Origin of the sequence: Massilia sp. LC238, assembly GCF_000735635.1 — a bacterium.
Taxonomy (GTDB): Bacteria; Pseudomonadota; Gammaproteobacteria; order Burkholderiales; family Burkholderiaceae_D; genus Telluria; species Telluria varians.
Genome location: NZ_JNNN01000007.1, coordinates 90,436 through 110,683 on the forward strand (window position 1 = coordinate 90,436; position 20,248 = coordinate 110,683).

At 66.4% G+C, this 20,248-nt stretch carries 15 protein-coding genes; 3 read left to right on the plus strand and 12 right to left on the minus strand.

Features of this window, described 5'->3' with window-relative positions:
* Positions 1–3: 3 nt before the first annotated feature.
* Positions 4–1,500 carry a bifunctional ADP-dependent NAD(P)H-hydrate dehydratase/NAD(P)H-hydrate epimerase gene (locus FG94_RS01735; protein WP_036206155.1) on the minus strand — a complete coding sequence of 499 codons (1,497 nt, stop codon included), beginning with the start codon at positions 1,498–1,500 and terminating at the stop codon, positions 4–6.
* Between the two features lie 87 nt (positions 1,501–1,587).
* On the opposite strand from FG94_RS01735, the gene FG94_RS01740 reads away from it, so the two are divergent.
* Positions 1,588–5,187 (plus strand): hydantoinase B/oxoprolinase family protein, encoded by a 3,600-nt coding sequence (locus FG94_RS01740; protein WP_036206156.1) that lies wholly within the window; start codon positions 1,588–1,590, stop codon positions 5,185–5,187.
* A 21-nt stretch (positions 5,188–5,208) separates the two neighbouring features.
* On the opposite strand, the gene FG94_RS01745 is transcribed toward FG94_RS01740, so the two are convergent.
* Together FG94_RS01745 and FG94_RS01750 are read right to left on the minus strand one after the other, a co-directional pair.
* The gene (locus tag FG94_RS01745; protein WP_036206159.1) at positions 5,209–5,661 is read right to left on the minus strand and encodes a hypothetical protein; all 453 of its coding nucleotides are present in this window, start codon (positions 5,659–5,661) and stop codon (positions 5,209–5,211) included.
* A 97-nt stretch (positions 5,662–5,758) separates the two neighbouring features.
* The gene (locus FG94_RS01750) at positions 5,759–7,387 is read right to left on the minus strand and encodes a tetratricopeptide repeat protein (protein WP_036206161.1); all 1,629 of its coding nucleotides are present in this window, start codon (positions 7,385–7,387) and stop codon (positions 5,759–5,761) included.
* Between the two features lie 202 nt (positions 7,388–7,589).
* On the opposite strand from FG94_RS01750, the gene purL reads away from it, so the two are divergent.
* Positions 7,590–11,615, plus strand: coding sequence for a phosphoribosylformylglycinamidine synthase (purL, locus tag FG94_RS01755; protein ID WP_036206163.1), 4,026 nt, complete (start codon positions 7,590–7,592; stop codon positions 11,613–11,615).
* A 60-nt stretch (positions 11,616–11,675) separates the two neighbouring features.
* On the opposite strand, the gene FG94_RS01760 is transcribed toward purL, so the two are convergent.
* From FG94_RS01760 to FG94_RS01795, 8 genes are all read right to left on the minus strand, one after another.
* A complete protein-coding gene (locus FG94_RS01760) occupies positions 11,676–12,026 on the minus strand; it encodes a hypothetical protein (protein WP_036206165.1) in 351 nt (116 codons plus the stop codon).
* Positions 12,027–12,116: 90 nt separating this feature from the next.
* Positions 12,117–12,545, minus strand: coding sequence for a hypothetical protein (locus tag FG94_RS01765; RefSeq protein ID WP_036206167.1), 429 nt, complete (start codon positions 12,543–12,545; stop codon positions 12,117–12,119).
* 220 nt (positions 12,546–12,765) lie between these two features.
* Positions 12,766–13,557 (minus strand): peptidylprolyl isomerase, encoded by a 792-nt coding sequence (locus FG94_RS01770; protein ID WP_036206170.1) that lies wholly within the window; start codon positions 13,555–13,557, stop codon positions 12,766–12,768.
* Positions 13,558–13,638: 81 nt separating this feature from the next.
* Positions 13,639–14,418 (minus strand): peptidyl-prolyl cis-trans isomerase, encoded by a 780-nt coding sequence (locus tag FG94_RS01775; protein WP_036206173.1) that lies wholly within the window; start codon positions 14,416–14,418, stop codon positions 13,639–13,641.
* Positions 14,419–14,553: 135 nt separating this feature from the next.
* The gene (locus FG94_RS01780; RefSeq protein WP_036206178.1) at positions 14,554–14,832 is read right to left on the minus strand and encodes a BolA family transcriptional regulator; all 279 of its coding nucleotides are present in this window, start codon (positions 14,830–14,832) and stop codon (positions 14,554–14,556) included.
* Positions 14,822–15,463: a septation protein A gene (locus FG94_RS01785; RefSeq protein WP_036206437.1), complete on the minus strand. Its 642-nt coding sequence runs from the start codon at positions 15,461–15,463 to the stop codon at positions 14,822–14,824. Before FG94_RS01785 ends, FG94_RS01780 begins: the two co-directional genes overlap by 11 nt.
* Positions 15,464–15,483: 20 nt before the next feature.
* Positions 15,484–15,879, minus strand: a complete 396-nt coding sequence (msrB, locus tag FG94_RS01790) for a peptide-methionine (R)-S-oxide reductase MsrB (protein WP_036206181.1) — start codon at positions 15,877–15,879, stop codon at positions 15,484–15,486.
* Between the two features lie 35 nt (positions 15,880–15,914).
* Entirely contained in the window at positions 15,915–17,381 is a 1,467-nt protein-coding gene (locus tag FG94_RS01795) for a YdiU family protein (protein ID WP_051995989.1), read from the minus strand.
* Between the two features lie 189 nt (positions 17,382–17,570).
* Here FG94_RS01795 and FG94_RS01800 point away from each other — a divergent pair, with 189 nt between their 5' ends.
* The gene (locus FG94_RS01800) at positions 17,571–19,235 is read left to right on the plus strand and encodes a 3-(methylthio)propionyl-CoA ligase (RefSeq protein WP_051995990.1); all 1,665 of its coding nucleotides are present in this window, start codon (positions 17,571–17,573) and stop codon (positions 19,233–19,235) included.
* A 5-nt stretch (positions 19,236–19,240) separates the two neighbouring features.
* Here the strand turns inward: FG94_RS01800 and FG94_RS01805 are convergent, their stop codons facing one another.
* Positions 19,241–20,236 (minus strand): 2-hydroxyacid dehydrogenase, encoded by a 996-nt coding sequence (locus tag FG94_RS01805; RefSeq protein ID WP_036206184.1) that lies wholly within the window; start codon positions 20,234–20,236, stop codon positions 19,241–19,243.
* Between the last annotated feature and the right edge of the window lie 12 nt (positions 20,237–20,248).

Genomic DNA, 20,248 nt, shown 5'->3' on the forward strand with positions numbered 1-20,248 from the left:
GGCTCAAGCCGGCTTCTCCGCCACCAGCAGGTTCAGGACGGCGCGCGCCGCGCCCGGCAACTCGCCGGCCGTCATGCCGATTGGACCAACCCCGTGCGCGACCAGCAGGTCCGCCGCGGTGCCGTGGATCCAGGCGCTACCTGCCGCCGCTTCCCATGCCGGCCAGCCCTGCGCCAGCAGCGCACCGCAAATCCCCGCCAGCACGTCGCCGCTGCCGGCCGTCGCCAGGCCGGCATTGCCGGTGGGGTTAATCAGTATCGCCCCATCCGGGCGCGCGATCACCGAGCCCGAACCCTTGAGGATCACCGCCGCATTGCTGCGCAAAGCGATCTCGCGCGCGGCCGCCAGGCGGTCGGCCTGGATGCCGGGCGCCGTCATGCCGAGCAGGCGCGCGGCTTCCAGGGGGTGAGGCGTGAGCACGGCCGGGCTGCTTCTTTGCGCCAGGCGTTTCAACAGGTCGGGACTGGCGCCGATCAGGGTGATCGCATCGGCATCGATCACCAGCGGGCAGTCGCTGTCGAGGGCCCTGGCCAGCAGGCGCATGGCACTGGCCGAGCCGCCCATGCCGGGGCCGATCACCAGCGTGCGCTTGTCGAACTCGAACTCGTCGGCCAGCCGGAACATGATCTCGGGCTGCACGCTGTCGTAGCCCGGCCCGGGATCGATCATCGCGACAAAGGTCCGGCCGGCGCCGGCAAACAGGGCGCCGCGCGCGGCCAGCACCGGGGCGCCCGCCATGCCATGGGCGCCGCCGATCACGGCGACGTCGCCGAAGCTGCCCTTGTGGGTGTTGCGGCGGCGGCCGGACAGGTGCTGCGCAAAGCTGTCGGCCGACCCGAGGCGGGCGGCGGGCGCCGGGAGCAGATTTGGTGCGACGCCGAGCGGCTCGACCCGCACCTGGCCCGCATGGTCGCGCCCATCGGCCGTGTGCAGGCCCGGCTTGTCGCCCAGGAAGGTGATGGTGTGAGTCGCCCGGACTGCGATGCCGTCGGGGCCGATCACGGCGCCGGTGTCGGCATCCAGTCCGCTCGGCACGTCCAGCGCCAGGATCGGGCAGCGCACATCGTCGAGCGAGGCCACCAGCGCACGGTACTCGCCCTCGATCGGACGCGTCAGGCCGATGCCGAACAGGCCGTCCACGACCAGGCCCCACTGCGCACCAGGGGGCAGCATGTCGATGAAGCCGACCGTGCCGTCGCGTGCGCGTTCGTGCGCGCTCGCCGCCTCGTCCGAGGTCTCGCGCTGGCCGGGCGGGTAGAGCACGGTCGCATCGACGCCTGCGTCGGCAAGGACGGCCGCCATCTCCAGCGCATCGCCGCCGTTGTTGCCGGGGCCGGCCAGCAGCAGGACGGGCAAGTCGCGCTTGTCGCCCAGCAGTTCCAGCGCATACTTCGCGGCCGCTGCGCCGGCACGGCGCATCAAGGTTCCAGGTTCGAGCTCCGCATAGGCGGCCCGTTCGATCTCGCGCAGCTGCGCGACGGTATACAGGGGATTGTCCATGATCCTATTGTCATGCATTTTGGCCAAAACAGTCGCGCGCCCGGACTACAATAGGCGTTTTGGATCGCGTCGCAAGGGAGGTTGTACATGGACTGGCAGTTCTGGATCGATCGCGGCGGCACCTTCACCGACATCGTGGCACGCAGGCCCGACGGCCAGCTGCTCACCCACAAGCTGCTGTCCGAGAACCCCGAACAGTACCGCGACGCAGCCGTGGCCGGCATCCGCCACCTGCTGGGCGTGGCGAAGGACGAGGCGGTGCCGGTGGCGCAGGTGGAGGCGGTCAAGATGGGCACGACCGTCGCCACCAATGCGCTGCTCGAGCGCAAGGGCGAACCGACCGTGCTGGCAATCACCCGGGGCTTTCGCGACGCCTTGCGCATCGCCTACCAGAACCGGCCGCGCCTGTTCGACCGCCACATCGTGCTGCCCGAGCTGCTGTACGCGGAGGTCATTGAAATCGACGAGCGCATGGGCGCGCACGGCGAGGTCGTGCAGCCGCTGGACGAAGCCGCCACCCGCGCCGCGCTGCAGCAGGCCTATGACTGCGGCCTACGCTCGGTCGCCATCGTGTTCATGCACGGCTACCGCTACACGGAGCATGAAGTGGCGACAGCACGCATCGCGCGCGCGATCGGCTACACCCAAATCTCGGTATCGCACGAGGCCAGCCCCCTGATGAAGCTGGTGGCGCGCGGCGACACCACCGTGGTCGACGCCTACCTGTCGCCTATCCTGCGCCGCTACGTCGACCAGGTGGCCGGCGAGCTGCCGGGCGTGAACCTGCAGTTCATGCAGTCGAGCGGCGGTTTGACCGATGCGCGCGCCTTCCAGGGCAAGGACAGCATCCTGTCCGGCCCCGCCGGCGGCATCGTCGGCATGGTGCGCGCGAGCCAAGCAGCCGGTTTCGAGCGCGTGATCGGCTTCGACATGGGCGGCACCTCGACCGACGTCTCGCATTTCTCGGGCGAGTTCGAGCGCGTGTTCGAGACCCAGGTCGCCGGCGTGCGCATGCGCGCGCCGATGATGAGCATCCACACGGTGGCCGCGGGCGGCGGTTCGATCCTGCATTTCGACGGCACCCGCTACCGCGTCGGTCCCGACAGCGCCGGCGCTAATCCGGGCCCCGCCAGCTACCGCCGCGGCGGGCCATTGGCGGTCACCGACTGCAATGTCATGCTCGGCAAGATCCAGCCGCGCCACTTCCCGCGCTTGTTCGGCAAAGGCGGCGACGAAGCGCTCGACCTGGACGCCGTGCGGGCAGGATTCGCCGCGTTGGCGGAGCACATCGGGCAGGCGACGGGCAGCACGCCCGCGCCGGAAGCGGTAGCCGAGGGCTTCATCCAGATCGCGGTCGGCAACATGGCCAACGCCATCAAGCAGATCTCGGTGCAGCGCGGCCACGACGTGACGGAATATGCGCTGACCAGCTTCGGCGGCGCCGGCGGCCAGCACGCCTGCCTGGTGGCCGACGCGCTGGGCATGAAGACGGTGTTCATCCATGCGCTGGCCGGCGTCCTGTCGGCCTACGGCATGGGCCTGGCCGACCAGACCGCGATGCGCGAGCAGGCGGTCGAGCTGCGCCTGCGCGATGCCGGCGTTGATGCGCTCGCGGCGCGCCTCGAGCCGCTTGGCGCCAGCGCTCGCGACCAGCTGCTGGGGCAGGGCGTGGCGCCCGGCCGCATCGAACTGGTGCAGCGGGTGCACCTGCGCTACGAAGGCACGGACTCGGCCATCGTCGTGCCTTTTGGTGAGACCGATGCCATGCAGGCCGCCTTCGAGGAGGCTTACAAGCGCCGCTATTCCTTCCTGATGCCCTCGCGCGCCCTGGTGGTGGAGGCCGTTTCGGTGGAAGCTATCGGGCGCTCGGACGCGCCCGCCGAGGCGATTGCAGCGGCCGGTTCGAACGGCGCGCAGCCGGCGCCGGGCGAAGTGGTGCGCATGTTCAGCAGCGGCGCCTGGGTTGATACCGGCGTGTTCCTGCGCGATGCTATTCGAGCAGGCGACATCGTGCGCGGCCCCGCGATCATCGCCGAAGCGAATGCGACGACGGTGGTGGAGCCGGGCTGGCAGGCCCAGGTCACGCCGCACAATCACCTCGTGCTGCGCCGGGTGGAGGCGCTGCCGGAACGGCGCGCGATCGGCACCACGGCCGATCCGGTCATGCTCGAAATCTTCAATAACCTGTTCATGTCGATTGCCGAGCAGATGGGCCTGCGCCTGCAAAATACGGCGTACTCGGTGAATATCAAGGAGCGCCTCGATTTCAGCTGCGCGATCTTCGATGCTGGAGGCAACCTGGTCGCCAACGCCCCGCACATGCCGGTGCACCTGGGCTCGATGGGCGAGAGCATCAAGACCGTGATGCGCAAGAACGCCGGCCGCATGAAGGCGGGCGACGTCTACGTGCTGAACGACCCCTACAACGGCGGCACGCACCTGCCGGACGTCACGGTGATCTCGCCCGTGTTCGACGAAGCGGGCAATGAGATCCTGTTCTACGTCGGCTCGCGCGGCCACCACGCCGACATCGGCGGCACCACGCCGGGTTCGATGCCGCCGGATTCAAGCCACATCGAGCAGGAGGGCGTCCTGATCGACAACCTCAAGCTGGTCGACGGCGCGGACGGGGTTCTGCGCGAAGAGGAAGCGCGTGCGTTGTTGACGGGCGCGCGCTACCCGGCGCGCAATCCCGACCAGAACATGGCCGACCTGCGCGCTCAGGTGGCGGCGAACCAGAAGGGCGTCGAGGAACTGCACAAGATGGTGGGCTACTATGGGCTGGACGTCGTGCGTGCCTACATGGGCCACGTGCAGGACAACGCCGAGGAAGCCGTGCGCCGCGTGATCTCGGCACTGAAGGATGGCCAGTACAGCTACGATCTCGACAACGGCGCCCGCATCGAGGTCGCGATTCGCGTCGACCGCGCCAGCCGCAGCGCCGAGATCGACTTCACCGGCACCTCCGGCCAACTGCCCAACAACTTCAACGCACCGTCGGCGGTGTGCATGGCGGCGGTGCTGTACGTGTTCCGCACCCTGGTCGACGACGAGATTCCGTTGAATGCCGGCTGTCTGAAACCGCTGAAGGTGATCATCCCGCCGGGCTCGATGCTCAATCCCCACTATCCGTCCTCGGTGGTCTCGGGGAACGTCGAGACCTCCACTTGCATCACCAACGCGCTGTACGGCGCCCTGGGCGTGATGGCCGCAAGCCAGGGCACGATGAACAACTTCACCTTCGGGAACGCGCGCTACCAGTACTACGAGACCATCTCGGGCGGCGCCGGCGCGGGTGAAGGCTTCGACGGGACCGACGTGGTGCAGACCAACATGACGAACTCGCGGCTCACCGATCCCGAGATCCTGGAATTTCGTTTCCCGGTGCGGCTGGAGAGCTACGAGATCCGGCACGGCTCCGGTGGGGCAGGGCGCTGGCATGGCGGCAATGGCGGCACCCGCAAAGTGCGCTTCCTGGAGCCGATGACGGCGGCGATCCTGTCGAACAACCGGATCCATGCGCCCTTCGGCATGGCCGGCGGCGCGCCGGGCGAGCGCGGGCGCAATACCGTGCTGCGCGCCGACGGGACGGTCGAGACGCTGGGACACATCGGCAAGGTCGGGATGGAGCCGGGCGACCTGTTCGTGATCGAGACGCCCGGCGGCGGGGGCTATGGCGCCCCATAGCGCCTGAGGCGTGCTTTCTCTTCAGGGACCGGTCCTGCGCGACTTCCTGGTGTATGTTTCCGGAGGCGGCATAGCGATGGTATCGCGCCAGAACTGGTCGAAGCTGCCACACAAGGCAGGATGCTCTTCTCGGTTCCGTGCGGCGCAATTCACCATGGATGGGCCGATCGAATCCGAGATGAGGCCGTCGACGACGACGCCCTTCTCGAACCTGGCAATCGAGTGCAGCTCGGTGCCGTTCAGCGCTGCGTCTTCCGCCAGCCAGGCATAGGCGCATCCGCTGAAGTCTTTCGCCAGGCGCTTGGGGTAGAGAACCAGCAAGGGCAAGGGCGTGTTCTCTTCGCCGATGACCACGCTGTCCTCCGGGACCGGGATGGTCGGGCAAGTCCGGGACTCCCCGATGCGCTCGACGACGCGGCATCCTGCCTGGCTGGAGATCGCCAGCACGAGGACGATCAGTTTGCTAAGTCTCATAGGCTTCCAGTTCACCCTACGGTTCCCTCGGTTCGTCACACGGTCCGCGTGCCGGCCTGATGCGTCCGGCTTCGGGCAGCCTGACAGCGGCGAACATTCAGGTCGACATACCGTACTTGCGCCTGGCCTGCTGAAGCTCTTCCGTGAGGGCCCCCAGGCGCGGATGCTCCGCATCCATCGCCCGCAAGCGCTCGATCCGCTCGCTCGCCACCTCGCCGAGCGCATGGTCCCATCCCAGCTCGTTGACCTGGCGCAGGATGCCGCCAGCCACCGCCACCATCACCTGCAGGTTGCCAGGCGCCATGTGCAGCGCCTCCAGCAAGGTCTGCACCGCGCCGCGCACGTCGCCCATGTTGCGCTTCTCGTCCGCCACGCCGAGCAGGATCTGCGCCTGGGCGCGCAGCTGCTGGCCCATGCCGTCGGCCAGGTCCGGGCGGCCTGCGCGCACGAACACGTTCATCGCCTGGTCCACGGTCACCTGGTTCGACGTATCGCCCATCACGCTCATCATGACGTTCGAGGCCTGCTCGTCCATCTGGTGTTCCAGGCAGGCCTGCGCCAGGCCGATCTTCAGGTTCGGCGACAGTCCGCTGCTGGTGCGCGCCGCGCTGACGGCGTTCGAGAGTTCGGCCACGGCGGCGCTGACCTTGCCCATCTTTTCCAGGAGCAGGGCGCTGGAATAGGCCTTGCAGGCATCGACGTTGGCGTTGCCGCGCATCGAGCGCTCCAGGTCGCGGATCACGCCGCCAGCGCCTGCGACGTCGCCGCGCGTGACCATTGCCCTGACCAGGTTGACGTGGTCTTCGGGATTGCGAAATTCCGAGTAGCGCGCCTTGCTCACCACCTGCTTGAAGGATTTCTCGGCGGCCTCGGCATCGCCGTTCTCCAGCGCGACTTCGCCCAGTTTACGCAGGCGGCGCACCATGTGCGGGGAGATCGACACCGCTTCTTCCAGCACCTTCTGCGCATCGAGGCTGCTGCCCAGCTGCTCGTGGCAGCGCGCCAGCAGGTCGTAGGCCGCCATCAGGCGCGGATTGGCCTGCACCAGCGCCGCCAGCGTATCGCGCGCATCTTCCACCTGGCCTTGCGCGAGCATGGTGCGCGCCAGGCCAAGGCCGGCCCAGCCCAGCGGGCGCTCGGCCAGCACCTCGCGGTAGATCGCCCCGGCCTGGGCGTGTTCGCCGCTGGCGACATGCAGCTCGGCCTTCAGGCGCAGGAAGTCGAGCGCATAGCGCGGGCTGGCAATGGCGGCGGTGGCGCAGGCGCGGATGGCCTCCACTGATTTACCCTGCGCGGCCAGCTGCCAGACCGGGAGCAGGGCGCTGCGGCGCTCCAGCGCGCGCTTGATGCGGCTGCTGAGCATGTCCACCGTGAAGGGCTTGAGCACGTAGTCGGTCGGCGTCAGTTCGGCGGCGCTGACGACCTTGTCGTACACGCCTTCCGACGTGAGCATGATGAAGATGGTCGATGCCGTGATCAGGCGGTGGTGGCGCAGGTCTTCCAGCAGCTGCTGGCCGTCCTGGCCGTCCCCCTGGGGGCCGCCCAGGTCGTACTCGCACAGGATGATGTCGTAGCCGCGCTTGGTGAGCTGCTTGATCGCGGTGCCGGCATTGACCGCCGACTCGATCCTGGTGATGCCGGCCTGGTTCAGCATGTTCTGCAGGCTGCCGCGCATGCCCTGGTTGGGGTCGACGATCAGTACCGTGAGGTTGGCGTTCTCTTGCATCTCGCTTCCGTTCCTGTGTGGTGCCCATGCACCTTGTTTTAATTATGGTGTGCTTACAATACCGATAAGTTCCTGCAGGATCAAGAAATGTCCGTTCTACAAGGTCAGGACTGGTAGGAATGCAACGCTGCCTAGTGACCCTGTATAATAGCGGGCTATCTTCCACCCAAGCAGCGACGCTGCATCAACCAACTTCTCAGCCATGTTGATTCTGCCGGGTTCCAACGCCCTGTCCGCCTTCCGTAGCCAACGCCTCCTGTCGCAACTCCAAGCCGTCGCACCATCGATTGCCGCAGTCCAGGCCCGCTTCTATCACTTCATCGACGCCAGCGCGCAGCTAGGCGTCGAAGACACCGAGCGCCTGTCGGCCATGCTCACCTATGGCGAGCCTGCGGCGCAGACGCTGTACGAGGGCGTGACCGAGGAGTTCTTCGTCATCCCGCGCCTGGGCACGATCTCGCCGTGGGCCTCGAAGGCCACCGACATCGCCCACAACTGCGGCATGCAGCACGTGCACCGCATCGAGCGCGGCGTGGGCTATACCGTCGTGCTCAAGGGCGGCATCCTCGGCACCGGCATTGGCGCGCCGAAGAAGCTGGCGGAGAATGAAGTGGCCGCAGTCGCCGCGCTGCTGCACGACCGCATGACCGAGACCGTGCTGCGCAACGCCGATGAGGCGCAACGCCTGTTCGACGAACTCGAAGGCCGTCCGCTCGAGACCGTGGACGTGATCGGGCAGGGCCGCGACGCGCTGGTGCGCGCCAACCTGGAATTGGGCCTGGCGATGTCGGTCGACGAGATCGACTACCTGCACGACGCCTTCACCAAGGCGCAGCGCAACCCGACCGACGTCGAGCTGATGATGTTCGCCCAGGCCAACAGCGAACACTGCCGCCACAAGATCTTCAACGCCGACTGGATCATCGACGGCGTCAAGCAGGACAAGTCGCTGTTCGGCATGATCAAGAACACCCACCAGCTGAACCCGCGCGGCACCGTGGTCGCCTACAGCGACAACTCCTCGATCATCGAGGGCGCCAGCGTGACCCGCTTCTTCCCGCGCCTCGGACAGGAATACGGCGCGTCGACGGAGCTGACCCACATCCTGATGAAGGTCGAAACCCATAATCACCCGACCGCGATCTCACCGTTCCCGGGCGCCTCCACCGGCGCCGGCGGCGAGATCCGCGACGAGGGCGCGACCGGCCGCGGCGCCAAGCCGAAGGCCGGCCTGACCGGCTTCACGGTGTCGAACCTCCTGCTGCCGGACGCCCAGCGTCCGTGGGAGAACGCCTCCGACGTCACCGCCGGCGAAAACGGCCGCGTGGACGCCGTGTACGGCAAGCCGGAGCGCATCGCTTCGCCGCTGCAGATCATGATCGACGGCCCGATCGGCGGCGCCGCCTTCAGCAATGAATTCGGCCGGCCGGTGCTGGGCGGTTACTTCCGTTCCTACGAGCAGAACGTGGGCGCGGCCGGCAACGTGTACGGCTACCACAAGCCGATCATGATCGCCGGCGGCATCGGCAACATCGCAGCAGAGCACACCCACAAGGACGAGATCCCGGTCGGCAGCCTCCTGATCCAGCTGGGCGGCCCGGGCATGCGCATCGGCATGGGCGGCTCGGCCGCGTCCTCGATGGCCACCGGCACCAATACCGCCGACCTGGACTTCGACTCGGTCCAGCGCGGCAACCCGGAGATGGAACGCCGGGCCCAGGAAGTCATCAACGGCTGCTGGCAGATGGGCGCGGACAACCCGATCATCTCGATCCACGACGTCGGCGCCGGCGGCCTGTCGAACGCCTTCCCGGAAATCGTCAACGACGCCAAGCGCGGCGCGCTGTTCGACCTGCGCAAGGTGCCGCTCGAAGAGAGTGGCATGGCGCCGAAGGAAATTTGGTCAAACGAGTCGCAAGAGCGATATGTGTTGGCGATTTCGCCAATGGACCTTGATAAATTTGCATCGCTGTGCGAGCGCGAGCGCTGCCCCTACGCAGTCGTCGGCACCGCCACCGAAGAGCGCCAGCTGCGCGTGATCGACCCGCAGGCAGGTAATAGCCCGGTCGACATGCCGATGGACGTCCTGCTCGGCAAGCCGCCCAAGATGCTGCGCGACGTCGCGCACGTGGAATACGACTTCCCGGCCATCGACCTGACCGGCATCGCGCTCGAGGAAGCGGCGCGCCGCGTCCTGCTGCTGCCGACCGTGGCCGACAAGTCCTTCCTGATCACCATCGGCGACCGTAGCGTGGGCGGCATGACCGTGCGCGACCAGATGGTCGGCCCGTGGCAGGTGCCGGTCGCCGACTGCGCCGTCACCGCCATGTCCTACGAAGGCTTCGTGGGCGAAGCGATGGCGATGGGCGAGCGTACCCCGCTGGCCGTGATCGACGCCGCCGCGTCGGGCCGCATGGCCGTGGGCGAGGCGATCACAAACATCGCCGCCGCCGCGATCGAGCAGATCGGCGACATCAAGCTGTCGGCCAACTGGATGGCGGCCTGCGGCCAGCCGGGCCAGGACGCCGCGCTGTTCGACACCGTCAAGGCGGTCGGCATGGAGCTGTGCCCGGCGCTGGGCGTGTCGATCCCGGTCGGCAAGGATTCGCTGTCGATGCGCACTACCTGGAACGACGAGGGCGCCAACAAATCGGTGATTTCGCCGGTGTCCCTGATCGTGTCGTCCTTCGCATCGGTCCCGGACGTGCGCCGTTCGCTGACCCCGCAGCTGCGCACGGATCTGGGCGACACCGCCCTGGTGCTGGTCGACCTCGGCCGTGGCAAGAACCGCCTGGGTGCATCAAGCCTGGCGCAGGTGTTCCAGCAGATCGGCGACAGCGTCCCGGACGTGGATTCGGCCGACGACCTGAAGGCCTTCTTCAATGCCGTGCAGCGCCTCAACAAGGAAGGCAAGCTGCTGGCCTACCACGACCGTTCGGACGGCGGCCTGTTCGCGACGCTCTGCGAGATGGCCTTCGCCGGCCGCGCCGGCGTCTCGGTCAACCTCGACATCCTGACCATGGAAGGCGAGCACGCTTCCGACTGGGGCGACGCCAAGAACTGGACCACCCAGGTGGGCGAGCGCCGCAACGAGATGACCCTGCGCGCGCTGTTCAGCGAAGAGCTGGGCGCGGTGCTGCAGGTGCGCGCGGAGGACAAGCAGGCCGTGATGGCCGTGCTGCGTGAACTCGGCCTGGGCGCTTGCAGCCACATCATCGGCAAGCTGAACGACCGCGGCGTGATCGAATTCACCCGCGACGCCAAGCTCATCTACAGCGAGAAGCGGAGCGTCCTGCACCGCCTGTGGAGCGAGACTAGCTGGCGCATCGCGCGCCTGCGCGACAACCCGGACTGCGCCGACCAGGAATACGAGCGCCTGCTGGACGAAAGCGATCCGGGCCTGTCGCCGAAGCTGACCTTCGACCTGAGCGACAACGTGGCCGCGCCCTTCATTGCGACCGGCGTGCGTCCGCGCGTGGCGATCCTGCGCGAGCAGGGCGTGAACTCGCACATCGAGACCGCCTGGGTCATGCACCAGGCCGGCTTTGCCGCCGTCGACGTGCACATGAGCGACCTGATCGCGGGCCGCGCCAAGCTCGAGGACTTTCACGGTGTGATCGCCGTCGGCGGCTTCTCGTATGGCGACGTGCTGGGCGCGGGCGAGGGTTGGGCCAAGACCATCCTGTTCAACCCGCAGCTGTCGGACCAATTTGCCGCCTTCTTCGCGCGCCAGGACACCTTCGGCCTGGGCGTGTGCAACGGCTGCCAGATGCTGAGCAACCTGAAATCGATCATCCCGGGCGCGCAGGCGTGGCCGAAGTTCACCCGCAACAAGTCGGAGCAGTTCGAAGCGCGCTTCGGTATGGTCGAGGTGCTGGACTCGCCGTCGATCTTCTTCGACGGCATGGCCGGCACCCATGCGCCGCTGGCGATCGCCCACGGCGAAGGCTTTGCCGACTTCTCGCTGACCGGGGACGTCAATGTAGTGGTGAAATCGCTGCGCTACGTCGACAACCGCGGCCAGGCGACCGAAACCTATCCGTTCAACCCGAACGGTTCGCCGGGCGGCCTGACCGCCGTCACCACCGAGGACGGCCGCTTCACCGCGATGATGCCGCACGCCGAGCGCGTGTTCCGCACCGCCGTGCACTCGTGGGCACCGGAAGGCTGGCCGGACGAGTCGCCGTGGATGCGCATGTTCCGCAACGCGCGCAAGTGGGTCGGCTGATCGGCTGAGCCTACGACGAAGAGCGCCTCCGCGGAGGCGCTTTTTTCATGGTGGAGCGGGTCAGGTCGCCCAGACGGGCTGGTCCGGCGTACCGTTGCCGACCGGGGCAGGCTGGCCGCCGCCGGCGCCCGGCATCGGCTGGGTCTGCGGATCCGCGCCGCCTTGCCCGGCGCTGCCGCGACTGGTCTGTGGCGAACCCGCGGGCATCGCATTCGCTTCCGGCGGCGACTTCAGAAAGTCGCCCTGCTGGCTGTCGCCGCCATGGGCGCCGCCCGTGTAATGGCCCGCGTTCGACTGCACGCTGCCTGCGCCCGGATCCTGGGGCGGCACCTCGTACTGCCACAGTCCGCCCTGGGAGCCGTTCTTTCCGTCCTGGCTGGCGGGTGCTGCTTTCGCTTGTTCCTTGTCCATGTCGTCCTCCTGTGGATCAAACGGCCCGATAGTAGCCGTCAAGAGAAAAAACGGGCGCTACGGAGGAAGCGCCCGGAGCAAATGGCGGAGTCAGCTGCGGTCGGTGCCGGCGGAGCCGCTCATGTTGCCGTCCGCATTGCTGGCCGCATCGTCAGGAGGGCCGCCAGCCGCGCCGCCCGTGGCCTGGGCTTCCCGGCTGGCCTCGATGCCGCCGATAGTGCCTGGCGCTGGATCGGTGGCGCTGCCGGCGCCACTGAGCGGCCGTCCGGGTGCGTTGACGTTGCTCTCGGCCGGCGCCTCGACGATCCCGCCACCGTGGCCAGCCGCATTCGGCGTGTAGTGACCCGCATTCGATTGGTCGGCGCCCGTACCGCTGCCCGGCGGTGGCACCTGGTAGCGCCACACCGCCTCGGTGGACTGGTCGGCGCCGGCGCCGCCTGGCAAGCCGATGGTCTCGGCCGGGCCTTCGCGGCCACCGTCGAGTGCTGGTCCATGCTGGGTGCGTTGTTCGGTGCTCATGCCAGTCTCCTGTTCGGTTGTCCTTGCTGATGATCTTAGTTGCTCTGGCAAATGCCTGAATAGGCGCACGCTCCGTGCTCCCGTAGGAGGGTTCCGAAGCGCGCGCATGCTCATTCCATAAGGAAAATTATGGAGGCAGCACTGTGGCGAACACTGAGCCGGGCAGCGGGCAATAAAAAAGCGCTCCCGCGGGAGCGCTTTTCGTTCGCTAAGACCGTACTTACTGGATCTTGGCCTTCTTGACCAGGCTTTCGCGGTACTGCGCCAGCTGGCGCTGCTGCAGCGATTCCGCGACCTGCTGCTTGACTTCGTCCAGGGCCGGGATCTTGGCCTGGCGCACGTCTTCCAGCTTGATCACGTGGAAGCCGTACTGGCTCTTGACCGGGGTGTCGGTGATGGCGCCTTTTTGCAGGGCAACCATAGCCTTCGAGAACTCAGGCACGTAGTTGGCCGGGCTTGCCCAGTCCAGGTCGCCGCCGTTGGCAGCCGAGCCGTCCTTCGAATGCTGCTTGGCCAGGTCTTCGAACTTGGAGCCGCTCTTGAGCTTGGTGATGATCGACTTCGCTTCGTCTTCGGTCGGGACCAGGATGTGGCGCGCGTGGTATTCCTTGTCGCCCACCTGTGCCTTGTACTTGTCGTACTCGGCCTTGATGTCGGCATCCTTGATCGGGTTCTTCTTGACGTAGTCGGCCAGCATGGCGTTGATGATGATGCTCTGGCGGGCATTGTCGATGGCTGCCTTGACGTCGGCGCGGCCGCCGATGCCTTGCTTGTCGGCTTCCTGGATCAGGACTTCGCGGCCGATCAGGTCTTTCTTGATGGCGTCGCGCAGCTGTGGCGAATCGGTGGCGCGGCCTTGCGCGACCACTTGCTTGACCAGCTGGTCAACCTTTGCCGCCGGGATGGGCTTGCCATTGACGGTGGCGACGTTCTGCGCAATAGCAGGCGCGGCGATCATCGCGGCCGTGGCCAAGCTGATTGCCAAAGTCAGGCGGGCTGGCTTCAAAATCATTGTTAAGGTCCTATCTAAACACGAAAAAGTTCGCCGCAGGCGGCAAGAACCGGTGCCATCAGGCACCGGCGGTAGTACATCTTACTGCACCTTTGCCTTTTTGACCATTTGGTCACGGTAGTCAGCCAGCTTTTTCTGCGCCAGGGCGTCCTGGATCTGCGGCTTGACTTCTTCCAGCGACGGCAGCTTGGCTGCGCGGGTATCGTCCAGCTTGATGACGTGGAAACCGTTGGCGGTCTTCACCGGCTTGTCGGTGACGCCGCCTTTCTGCAGGCCGGTGAAGCCGGCAGCGAATTCAGGCGGGAACGAGGACGGGGTGGCCCAGTCCAGGTCGCCGCCGTTGTTGGCGGTGCCGGTGTCCTTCGACTGCTTGGCCAGCTCTTCGAACTTGCTGCCGGCCTTGATCTTGGCGATCACGGCATTGGCATCAGCTTCGGTATCGAGCAGGATGTGGCGCACGTGGTATTCCTTGTCGCCGGTCTGGGCCTTGAAGCGGTCGTACTCGGCCTTGATCTCGGCGTCGGTCACCGGGTTCTTCTGGATGTAGTCGCGGGCCAGCTGGTTAACGACGATGGCCTGGCGCGCGTTGTCGAGGGCGGCGCGCACTTCCGGCTTCTTGTCGTAGCCCTGCTTGATGGCTTCCTGCATCAGCACTTCGCGGGCGATCATCTCTTCCTTGATGGCCAGGCGCGTTTGCGGATTGTCCTGGGCCTGGCCGGCGGCGACCAGCTGCTTGACTGCTTCCTCGACGCGCGAGGTCGGGATGGCTTTGCCGTTGACGACGGCGAGATTCTGCGCAAAGGCGGGTGCTGCGGACACGGCGATCAGCGCTAACAGCAGGCGTGCTGGCTTAAAAGTCATTTATGGAATTCCTGTGGGAGGGGTGCTTGGACGAGATTTGATTAGTTCTTGTACTTCAAGTTCTGGTACTTAGCGTTACAGATTGTCGGCCACTATTCTTAAAGTAGACTGAAGATGAGTACGGGCGGTATGCCTTCAAGGCGATTCCGACGGTGCGAGGGCCGTGATGGCCAGCGCATGGATTTCCGCCTTGTTGATCATTTCGTGAACGGCATCATACACAAGACGATGGCGCATGACTAGCGTGAGGCCCTGGAACTTCTCCGATACGATTTTCACGCTGTAATGGCTGCCGCCCGAGGCGGCGCCGGCGTGGCCGGCGTGCAGGTGCGAGTCGTCGGTGATGTCCAGCACGGACGGATTGAGTTCGGCCTGCAGGCGCTCGCGCAGGCGTTCGGTACGGTTAGCTTCCATTTTGAGCATCCTCCTGGATATGTTTGGAGAGGAACAGCGATTGGATGATGATAAAGGCGAACAGGATGCCGCTGATGCCGAACAGCTTGAAACTGACCCAGGCGCCGGTATCGCTACGGAAGACCACGAACGCCATCAGGAGGTTCAGCAGGCCCAGCCCGATGAAGAAGGCGATCCATGCATACAGGACGCGGGTCCAGACCGCGTCCGGCAGGTTCATCGCGCCCCCGAGCGCCGAGCGCATCAGGTTCTTCCTGTATATCAGTTGCGCCAGCAGCAGGGCGACGCCGAAGGCCCAGTACAGGATGGTCGGCTTCCACTTGATGAAGGTGTCGTCGTGGAAGTAGATGGTGGCGCCGCCGGCCACCACCACCACGCCCAGCGACAGCCACAGCATGCCGTCGACCTTGCGGCGGCGCGCCAGCAGGTAGACGATCTGCAGCACCGTGGCGATGATCGTGACCGCGGTCGCCAGCAGGATCGGCGACTGCGCGGCCGGCACCGCGCCGCCCGAGATCAGGAAGCCAAGGTGATCGGTGACAAGCCCGTGGGCCCATTCCTGGTTGTTTTCCCCATATTTGTAGATGCCGAAGAACAGGATCACCGGCAGCATGTCGAACAGGAACTTGATCATTGAGTTCTCCGCCTTCCTCAGAGGGGCTCGAAGCGCATGGCCGCCGAGTTGATGCAGTAGCGCAGGCCGGTGGGCGGCGGACCGTCCGGGAACACGTGCCCGAGGTGGGCGTCGCAGACGGCGCAGATGATCTCGGTACGCAGCATGCCGTGGCTGCGGTCGACCTTCTCGATGACATTATCCGGGTCGAGCGCACGGAAGTAGCTCGGCCAGCCGCAGCCGGAGTCGAACTTGGCGTCGGATTCGAACAGCGGGGTATCGCAGCAGACGCAGTGGTAGATGCCGTGCTCGTGGTGGTCCCAGTACTTACCGGTGAAAGCGCGCTCGGTGGCGGCGTGGCGGGTCACCTGGTACTCCATCGGGTCCAGCTGGGCGCGCCACTCGGCGTCGCTCTTGGTCACTTTGTCGTTCATGACGGTTCCTTCTTGTGTCTCATGTTTCAGGTGGTTCAGGACGAGCAGCTCACCTCGAGGTGGGCTGCCCAATCGGGCGGCAGGGCCGCATACGATTCGTTCTCCGGCTGCTCGTCGAAGGGGCGCTCCAGGACGGCGAGCAGCTTGTGCACGCCTCTGAAATCGCCGTTCTGGGCCTGTTCGATCGCGGTCTGGGCCAGGTAGTTGCGCAGCACGTACTTCGGGTTGGCGCGGTGCATGGCGGCGCGGCGCAGTTCGTCGCTGCTGTCTTCGAGCCGCAGGCGCGCGCGGTACTGGCCGGCCCAGGCGTCGAAGGCTTCGCGGTCGATGAACAGGTCGCGCACCGGTGCATCCTGTTCCACGCCGCCCTCGCGCGGCAAGTCGCCCAGGCGGCGGAAGAACAGCGTGAAGTCGGCGTGGTTCGCCTGCAGCAGCTTGAACATGTCGTCGAACAGGGCGCTGTCTTCGTCGCGCGCGTCGAACAGGCCGAGCTTGGCATGCAGCAGTTCGTCCAGCCTGGCCCCGAAGGCAGGGCGGTAGACGTCCAGCGCTTCCTCGGTGTCCTCCGGGGTGCCGATCAGCGGCAGCAGGGCATTGCCGAGCGCGTAGCAGTTCCAGTGCCCCACCGGCACCTGGTTGGCGTACGAATAGCGGCCGCCCTGGTCGGTATGGTTGCAGATGTGGTTGGCGTCGAACGCTTCCATGAAGCCGAAGGGGCCGTAGTCGAGCGTCAGGCCCAGGATCGACATATTGTCGGTGTTCATGACGCCATGCATGAAGCCGACCGCCTGCCAGCCGGCGATCATGTGGGCCGTGCGGCGCGTGACTTCGGCCAGTAGTTCCTTGTAGGGATTGGCGGCGCCAAGGAATTCCGGATACCAGTTCTTGATGACGTAGTCGGCCAGGATCCTCAATTCGTCCTGCTTGTTGCGGTAATGCCAGTGCTCGAAGGAACCGAAACGCACGAAGGTCGGCGCCATCCGCGTCACCACGGCGGCGGTCTCGACGGTTTCGCGCATGACGCGCTGGTGCGAACCGGTCAGCATCAGGGCGCGGGTGGTTGGAATGCCGAGCGCGGCCATGGCTTCCGAGCACAGGAATTCGCGGATCGAGGAGCGCAGCACCGCGCGGCCGTCGCCCATGCGCGAATAGGGCGTCAGGCCGGCGCCCTTGAGCTGCACTTCCATCGGGCCGTTCGGGCCAGGCAGGTCGCCCAGCGTGATCGCGCGTCCGTCGCCGAGCTGGCCGGCCCAGACGCCGAACTGGTGCCCCGAATAGACGGCCGATAAGGGCTGGGAACGCACCGCCACCTTGTTGCCGGTAAAAACGTCGACGAAATCGTCCCCGGCCAGCGCCTGCGGGTCGAGCGCTACCTGCGCCGCTGCGGTTGCACTGGCAGCGATGAAATAGGGCGACGGCAAGGGCGTCGGCATCAGCCGGGTATAGAAGGCCGGCGGCAACTCGGCAAACGAGTTGTTGAAGGGGAGTTCGTCGGCTGTGATGGCAGCTCCTTCGGTAGTCGGTCGGCACGCTTATGCGTGTGGTATTGGCAGGATTCTACCGTACCGGGCCGAATCCATCGGCGCACGGCTGCATCCGGCCATGCTGCGGCGCGCAATCGAATTGCGTTGACGACAGCTCAAGCGGGAGTTGAAACTCGGAATTTGTTGTACTAAATATATGGAGACCTGATGAACGCTGCTGTGAACGCTTACCCGGCCAGTCCCCTGATGGGGCAGATGATGGACCAGCCGCTGCTGGTCTCGAACATCATCAAGTTCGCCGCCCGCCATTACGGCGCCAGCGAGATCGTCTCGCGCCGGGTCGAGGGCGACATCCACCGCACCACCTACCGCGAGCTGGAGGCGCGCGCGCGTCGCATGGCCCAGGCGCTGCAGGCGCTGGGCGTGGGCATGGGCGACCGGGTCGCCACGCTGGCCTGGAACGGCTACCGCCACATGGAGCTGTACTACGCGGTGTCGGGCTCGGGCGCGGTCCTGCATACGATCAACCCGCGCCTGCATCCGGAGCAGATCGCCTACATCATCAACCATGCCGAGGGCCAGTACCTGTTCTTCGACCTGACTTTCCTGCCTGCGATCGAGGCGCTGGCGCGCCACTGCAAGACCATCAAGGGCTATGTGGCCATGTGCGGGCGCGAGCACATGCCGCAGGAGACCGACATCCCGACCCTGCTGTGCTACGAGGACCTGATCGCCTCCGCCTCCGGCGACTATGCCTGGCCGCAGTTCGACGAGCGTTCGGCCGCCAGCCTGTGCTACACCTCGGGCACCACCGGCAACCCGAAAGGCGCGCTGTACTCGCACCGCTCGACCGTGCTGCACGCGTATGCGTCCGCCATGCCGAACGCGCTCAACGTGTCGGCCCGCGACACCGTGCTGCCGGTGGTGCCGATGTTCCATGTGAACGCCTGGGGCCTGCCGTATTCGGTGCCGCTGTCGGGGGCGAAGATGGTGTTCCCGGGGCCGGCGCTGGACGGCAAGTCCCTGTACGAGCTGTTCGAGGCCGAAGGCGTCAGCTTCTCGGCCGGCGTGCCCACCGTCTGGCTCGGCCTGGTCAACCACGTGCTGCAGAACGATCTGCGCTTTTCCACCTTCCGGCGCACCGTGATCGGCGGCTCGGCCTGCCCGCCGGCCATGATGGACATCCTGATCGACAAGCTGGGCGTCGAGGTGGTCCACGCCTGGGGCATGACCGAGATGTCGCCGCTCGGCACGGCCTGCACCCTGCTGGGCAAGCACCTGGCGCTGCCGGACGAGGCCCGGCGCGCCGTGCTGCGCAAGCAGGGGCACGCCATCTACGGCGTCGACATGAAGATCGTCGACGACGACGGCAGCGAGCTGCCCTGGGATGGCGCCACCTACGGCCACCTCTTGGTGAAGGGTCCCTGGGTGGTGTCCGGCTACTTCCGCGGCGAGGGCGGAGAGGTCCTGCAGGATGGCTGGTTCCCGACCGGCGACGTGGCCACCATCGACCCGGACGGATACCTGGCGATCACCGACCGCAGCAAGGACGTGATCAAGTCGGGCGGCGAGTGGATCGGCTCGATCGACCTGGAAAACATCGCCATGGCGCACCCGGCGGTGCTGCAGGCCGCCTGCATCGGCGTCGCGCACCCGAAGTGGGCCGAGCGCCCCTTGCTGGTGGTGGTCAAGCGTCCCGGCGCTTCGGTGTCGCGCGAGGAGTTGCTGGGCTTCTTCGACGGCAAGGTGGCCAAGTGGTGGATCCCGGACGACGTGGTCTTCACCGAGGCGCTGCCGGTCGGCGGCACCGGCAAGATCCAGAAGAACAAGCTGCGCGACATCTACCAGGAGCACCGGCTGCCGACCGCGTGACGCCTTCAGGCCGGCGGCACGCGGTTGACCAGGGGTTCGCCGCGCTCGAAGGCGCTGATGCTGGCTATCGTGGTCTGCATGATCTGGCCGATCGCTTCCACCGTGAAGAAGGCCTGGTGGCCGGTGACGATCACGTTCGGGAAGGAGACCAGGCGCTGGATCACGTCGTCGCAGATGATGGTCGAGGACAGGTCCTGGAAAAACAGGTTGGCTTCCTGCTCGTAGACGTCGATCGCCAGGCCGCCGAGCTGTCCACTCTTGAGCGCCGCGATGGCGGCGTCGGTGTCGACCAGGCCGCCCCGGCTGGTGTTGACCAGGATGCTGCCGCGCTTGAGCCGTGCCAGGTTGTGCGCATTGATGATGTAGCGCGTCGCCTCCGTCAGCGGGCAGTGCAGCGACACGGCGTCGCTGCGCGCGAGCAGCTCGTCGACCGCGACGTAGCTGCCGCCGGCTTCTTCGAAGCCCCGGCTCGGGGTGGGATCGTGGCCGAGGATGGTGCAGCCGAAACTGGCCATGATGCGGGCAAAGATCATGCCGATCTTGCCGGTGCCGATGACGCCGATGGTCTTGCCGTGCAGGTCGAAGCCCATCAGGCCCTCGAGATCGAAATTGCCGTCGCGGGTGCGGGCGCTGGCGCGCGCGATCTTCCGGTTCACGCCCAGCAGCAGGCCTACCGCGAACTCGGCGACCGAATGGGGCGAATAGTCGGTGACGCGCACCACCTCGATGCCGAGCTGCGCGGCCGCCGCCACGTCGATCTGGTTGTAGCCGGTGGAGCGGGTCGCTACCAGCCGCGTGCCTTGCCGGGCCAGCGCGGCCAGCACCTGCGCGTCGACGCTGTCGTTGACGAACACGCAGACGGCTTCGCAGCCTTCGGCCAGGCCGGCGCTCGCCAGGGTCAGGCGGTCTTCAAAGAAGCGCAGCTCGTGGCCGGCATCCTGGTTGGCGCGCGCCAGCAGGGTCTTGTCGTAGCGGCGCGCGCTGAATACGGCGGTCTTCATCGGATGCTTCCT

Excerpts from the sequence above, each read along its gene's own strand:
- FG94_RS01735 (WP_036206155.1), bottom strand. The coding sequence starts at position 1,500 with ATGGACAATCCCCTGTATACCGTCGCGCAGCTGCGCGAGATCGAACGG.
- FG94_RS01740 (WP_036206156.1), top strand. The coding sequence starts at position 1,588 with ATGGACTGGCAGTTCTGGATCGATCGCGGCGGCACCTTCACCGACATC.
- FG94_RS01745 (WP_036206159.1), bottom strand. The coding sequence starts at position 5,661 with ATGAGACTTAGCAAACTGATCGTCCTCGTGCTGGCGATCTCCAGCCAG.
- FG94_RS01750 (WP_036206161.1), bottom strand. The coding sequence starts at position 7,387 with ATGCAAGAGAACGCCAACCTCACGGTACTGATCGTCGACCCCAACCAG.
- purL (WP_036206163.1), top strand. The coding sequence starts at position 7,590 with ATGTTGATTCTGCCGGGTTCCAACGCCCTGTCCGCCTTCCGTAGCCAA.
- FG94_RS01760 (WP_036206165.1), bottom strand. The coding sequence starts at position 12,026 with ATGGACAAGGAACAAGCGAAAGCAGCACCCGCCAGCCAGGACGGAAAG.
- FG94_RS01765 (WP_036206167.1), bottom strand. The coding sequence starts at position 12,545 with ATGAGCACCGAACAACGCACCCAGCATGGACCAGCACTCGACGGTGGC.
- FG94_RS01770 (WP_036206170.1), bottom strand. The coding sequence starts at position 13,557 with ATGATTTTGAAGCCAGCCCGCCTGACTTTGGCAATCAGCTTGGCCACG.
- FG94_RS01775 (WP_036206173.1), bottom strand. The coding sequence starts at position 14,418 with ATGACTTTTAAGCCAGCACGCCTGCTGTTAGCGCTGATCGCCGTGTCC.
- FG94_RS01780 (WP_036206178.1), bottom strand. The coding sequence starts at position 14,832 with ATGGAAGCTAACCGTACCGAACGCCTGCGCGAGCGCCTGCAGGCCGAA.
- msrB (WP_036206181.1), bottom strand. The coding sequence starts at position 15,879 with ATGAACGACAAAGTGACCAAGAGCGACGCCGAGTGGCGCGCCCAGCTG.
- FG94_RS01800 (WP_051995990.1), top strand. The coding sequence starts at position 17,571 with ATGAACGCTGCTGTGAACGCTTACCCGGCCAGTCCCCTGATGGGGCAG.
- FG94_RS01805 (WP_036206184.1), bottom strand. The coding sequence starts at position 20,236 with ATGAAGACCGCCGTATTCAGCGCGCGCCGCTACGACAAGACCCTGCTG.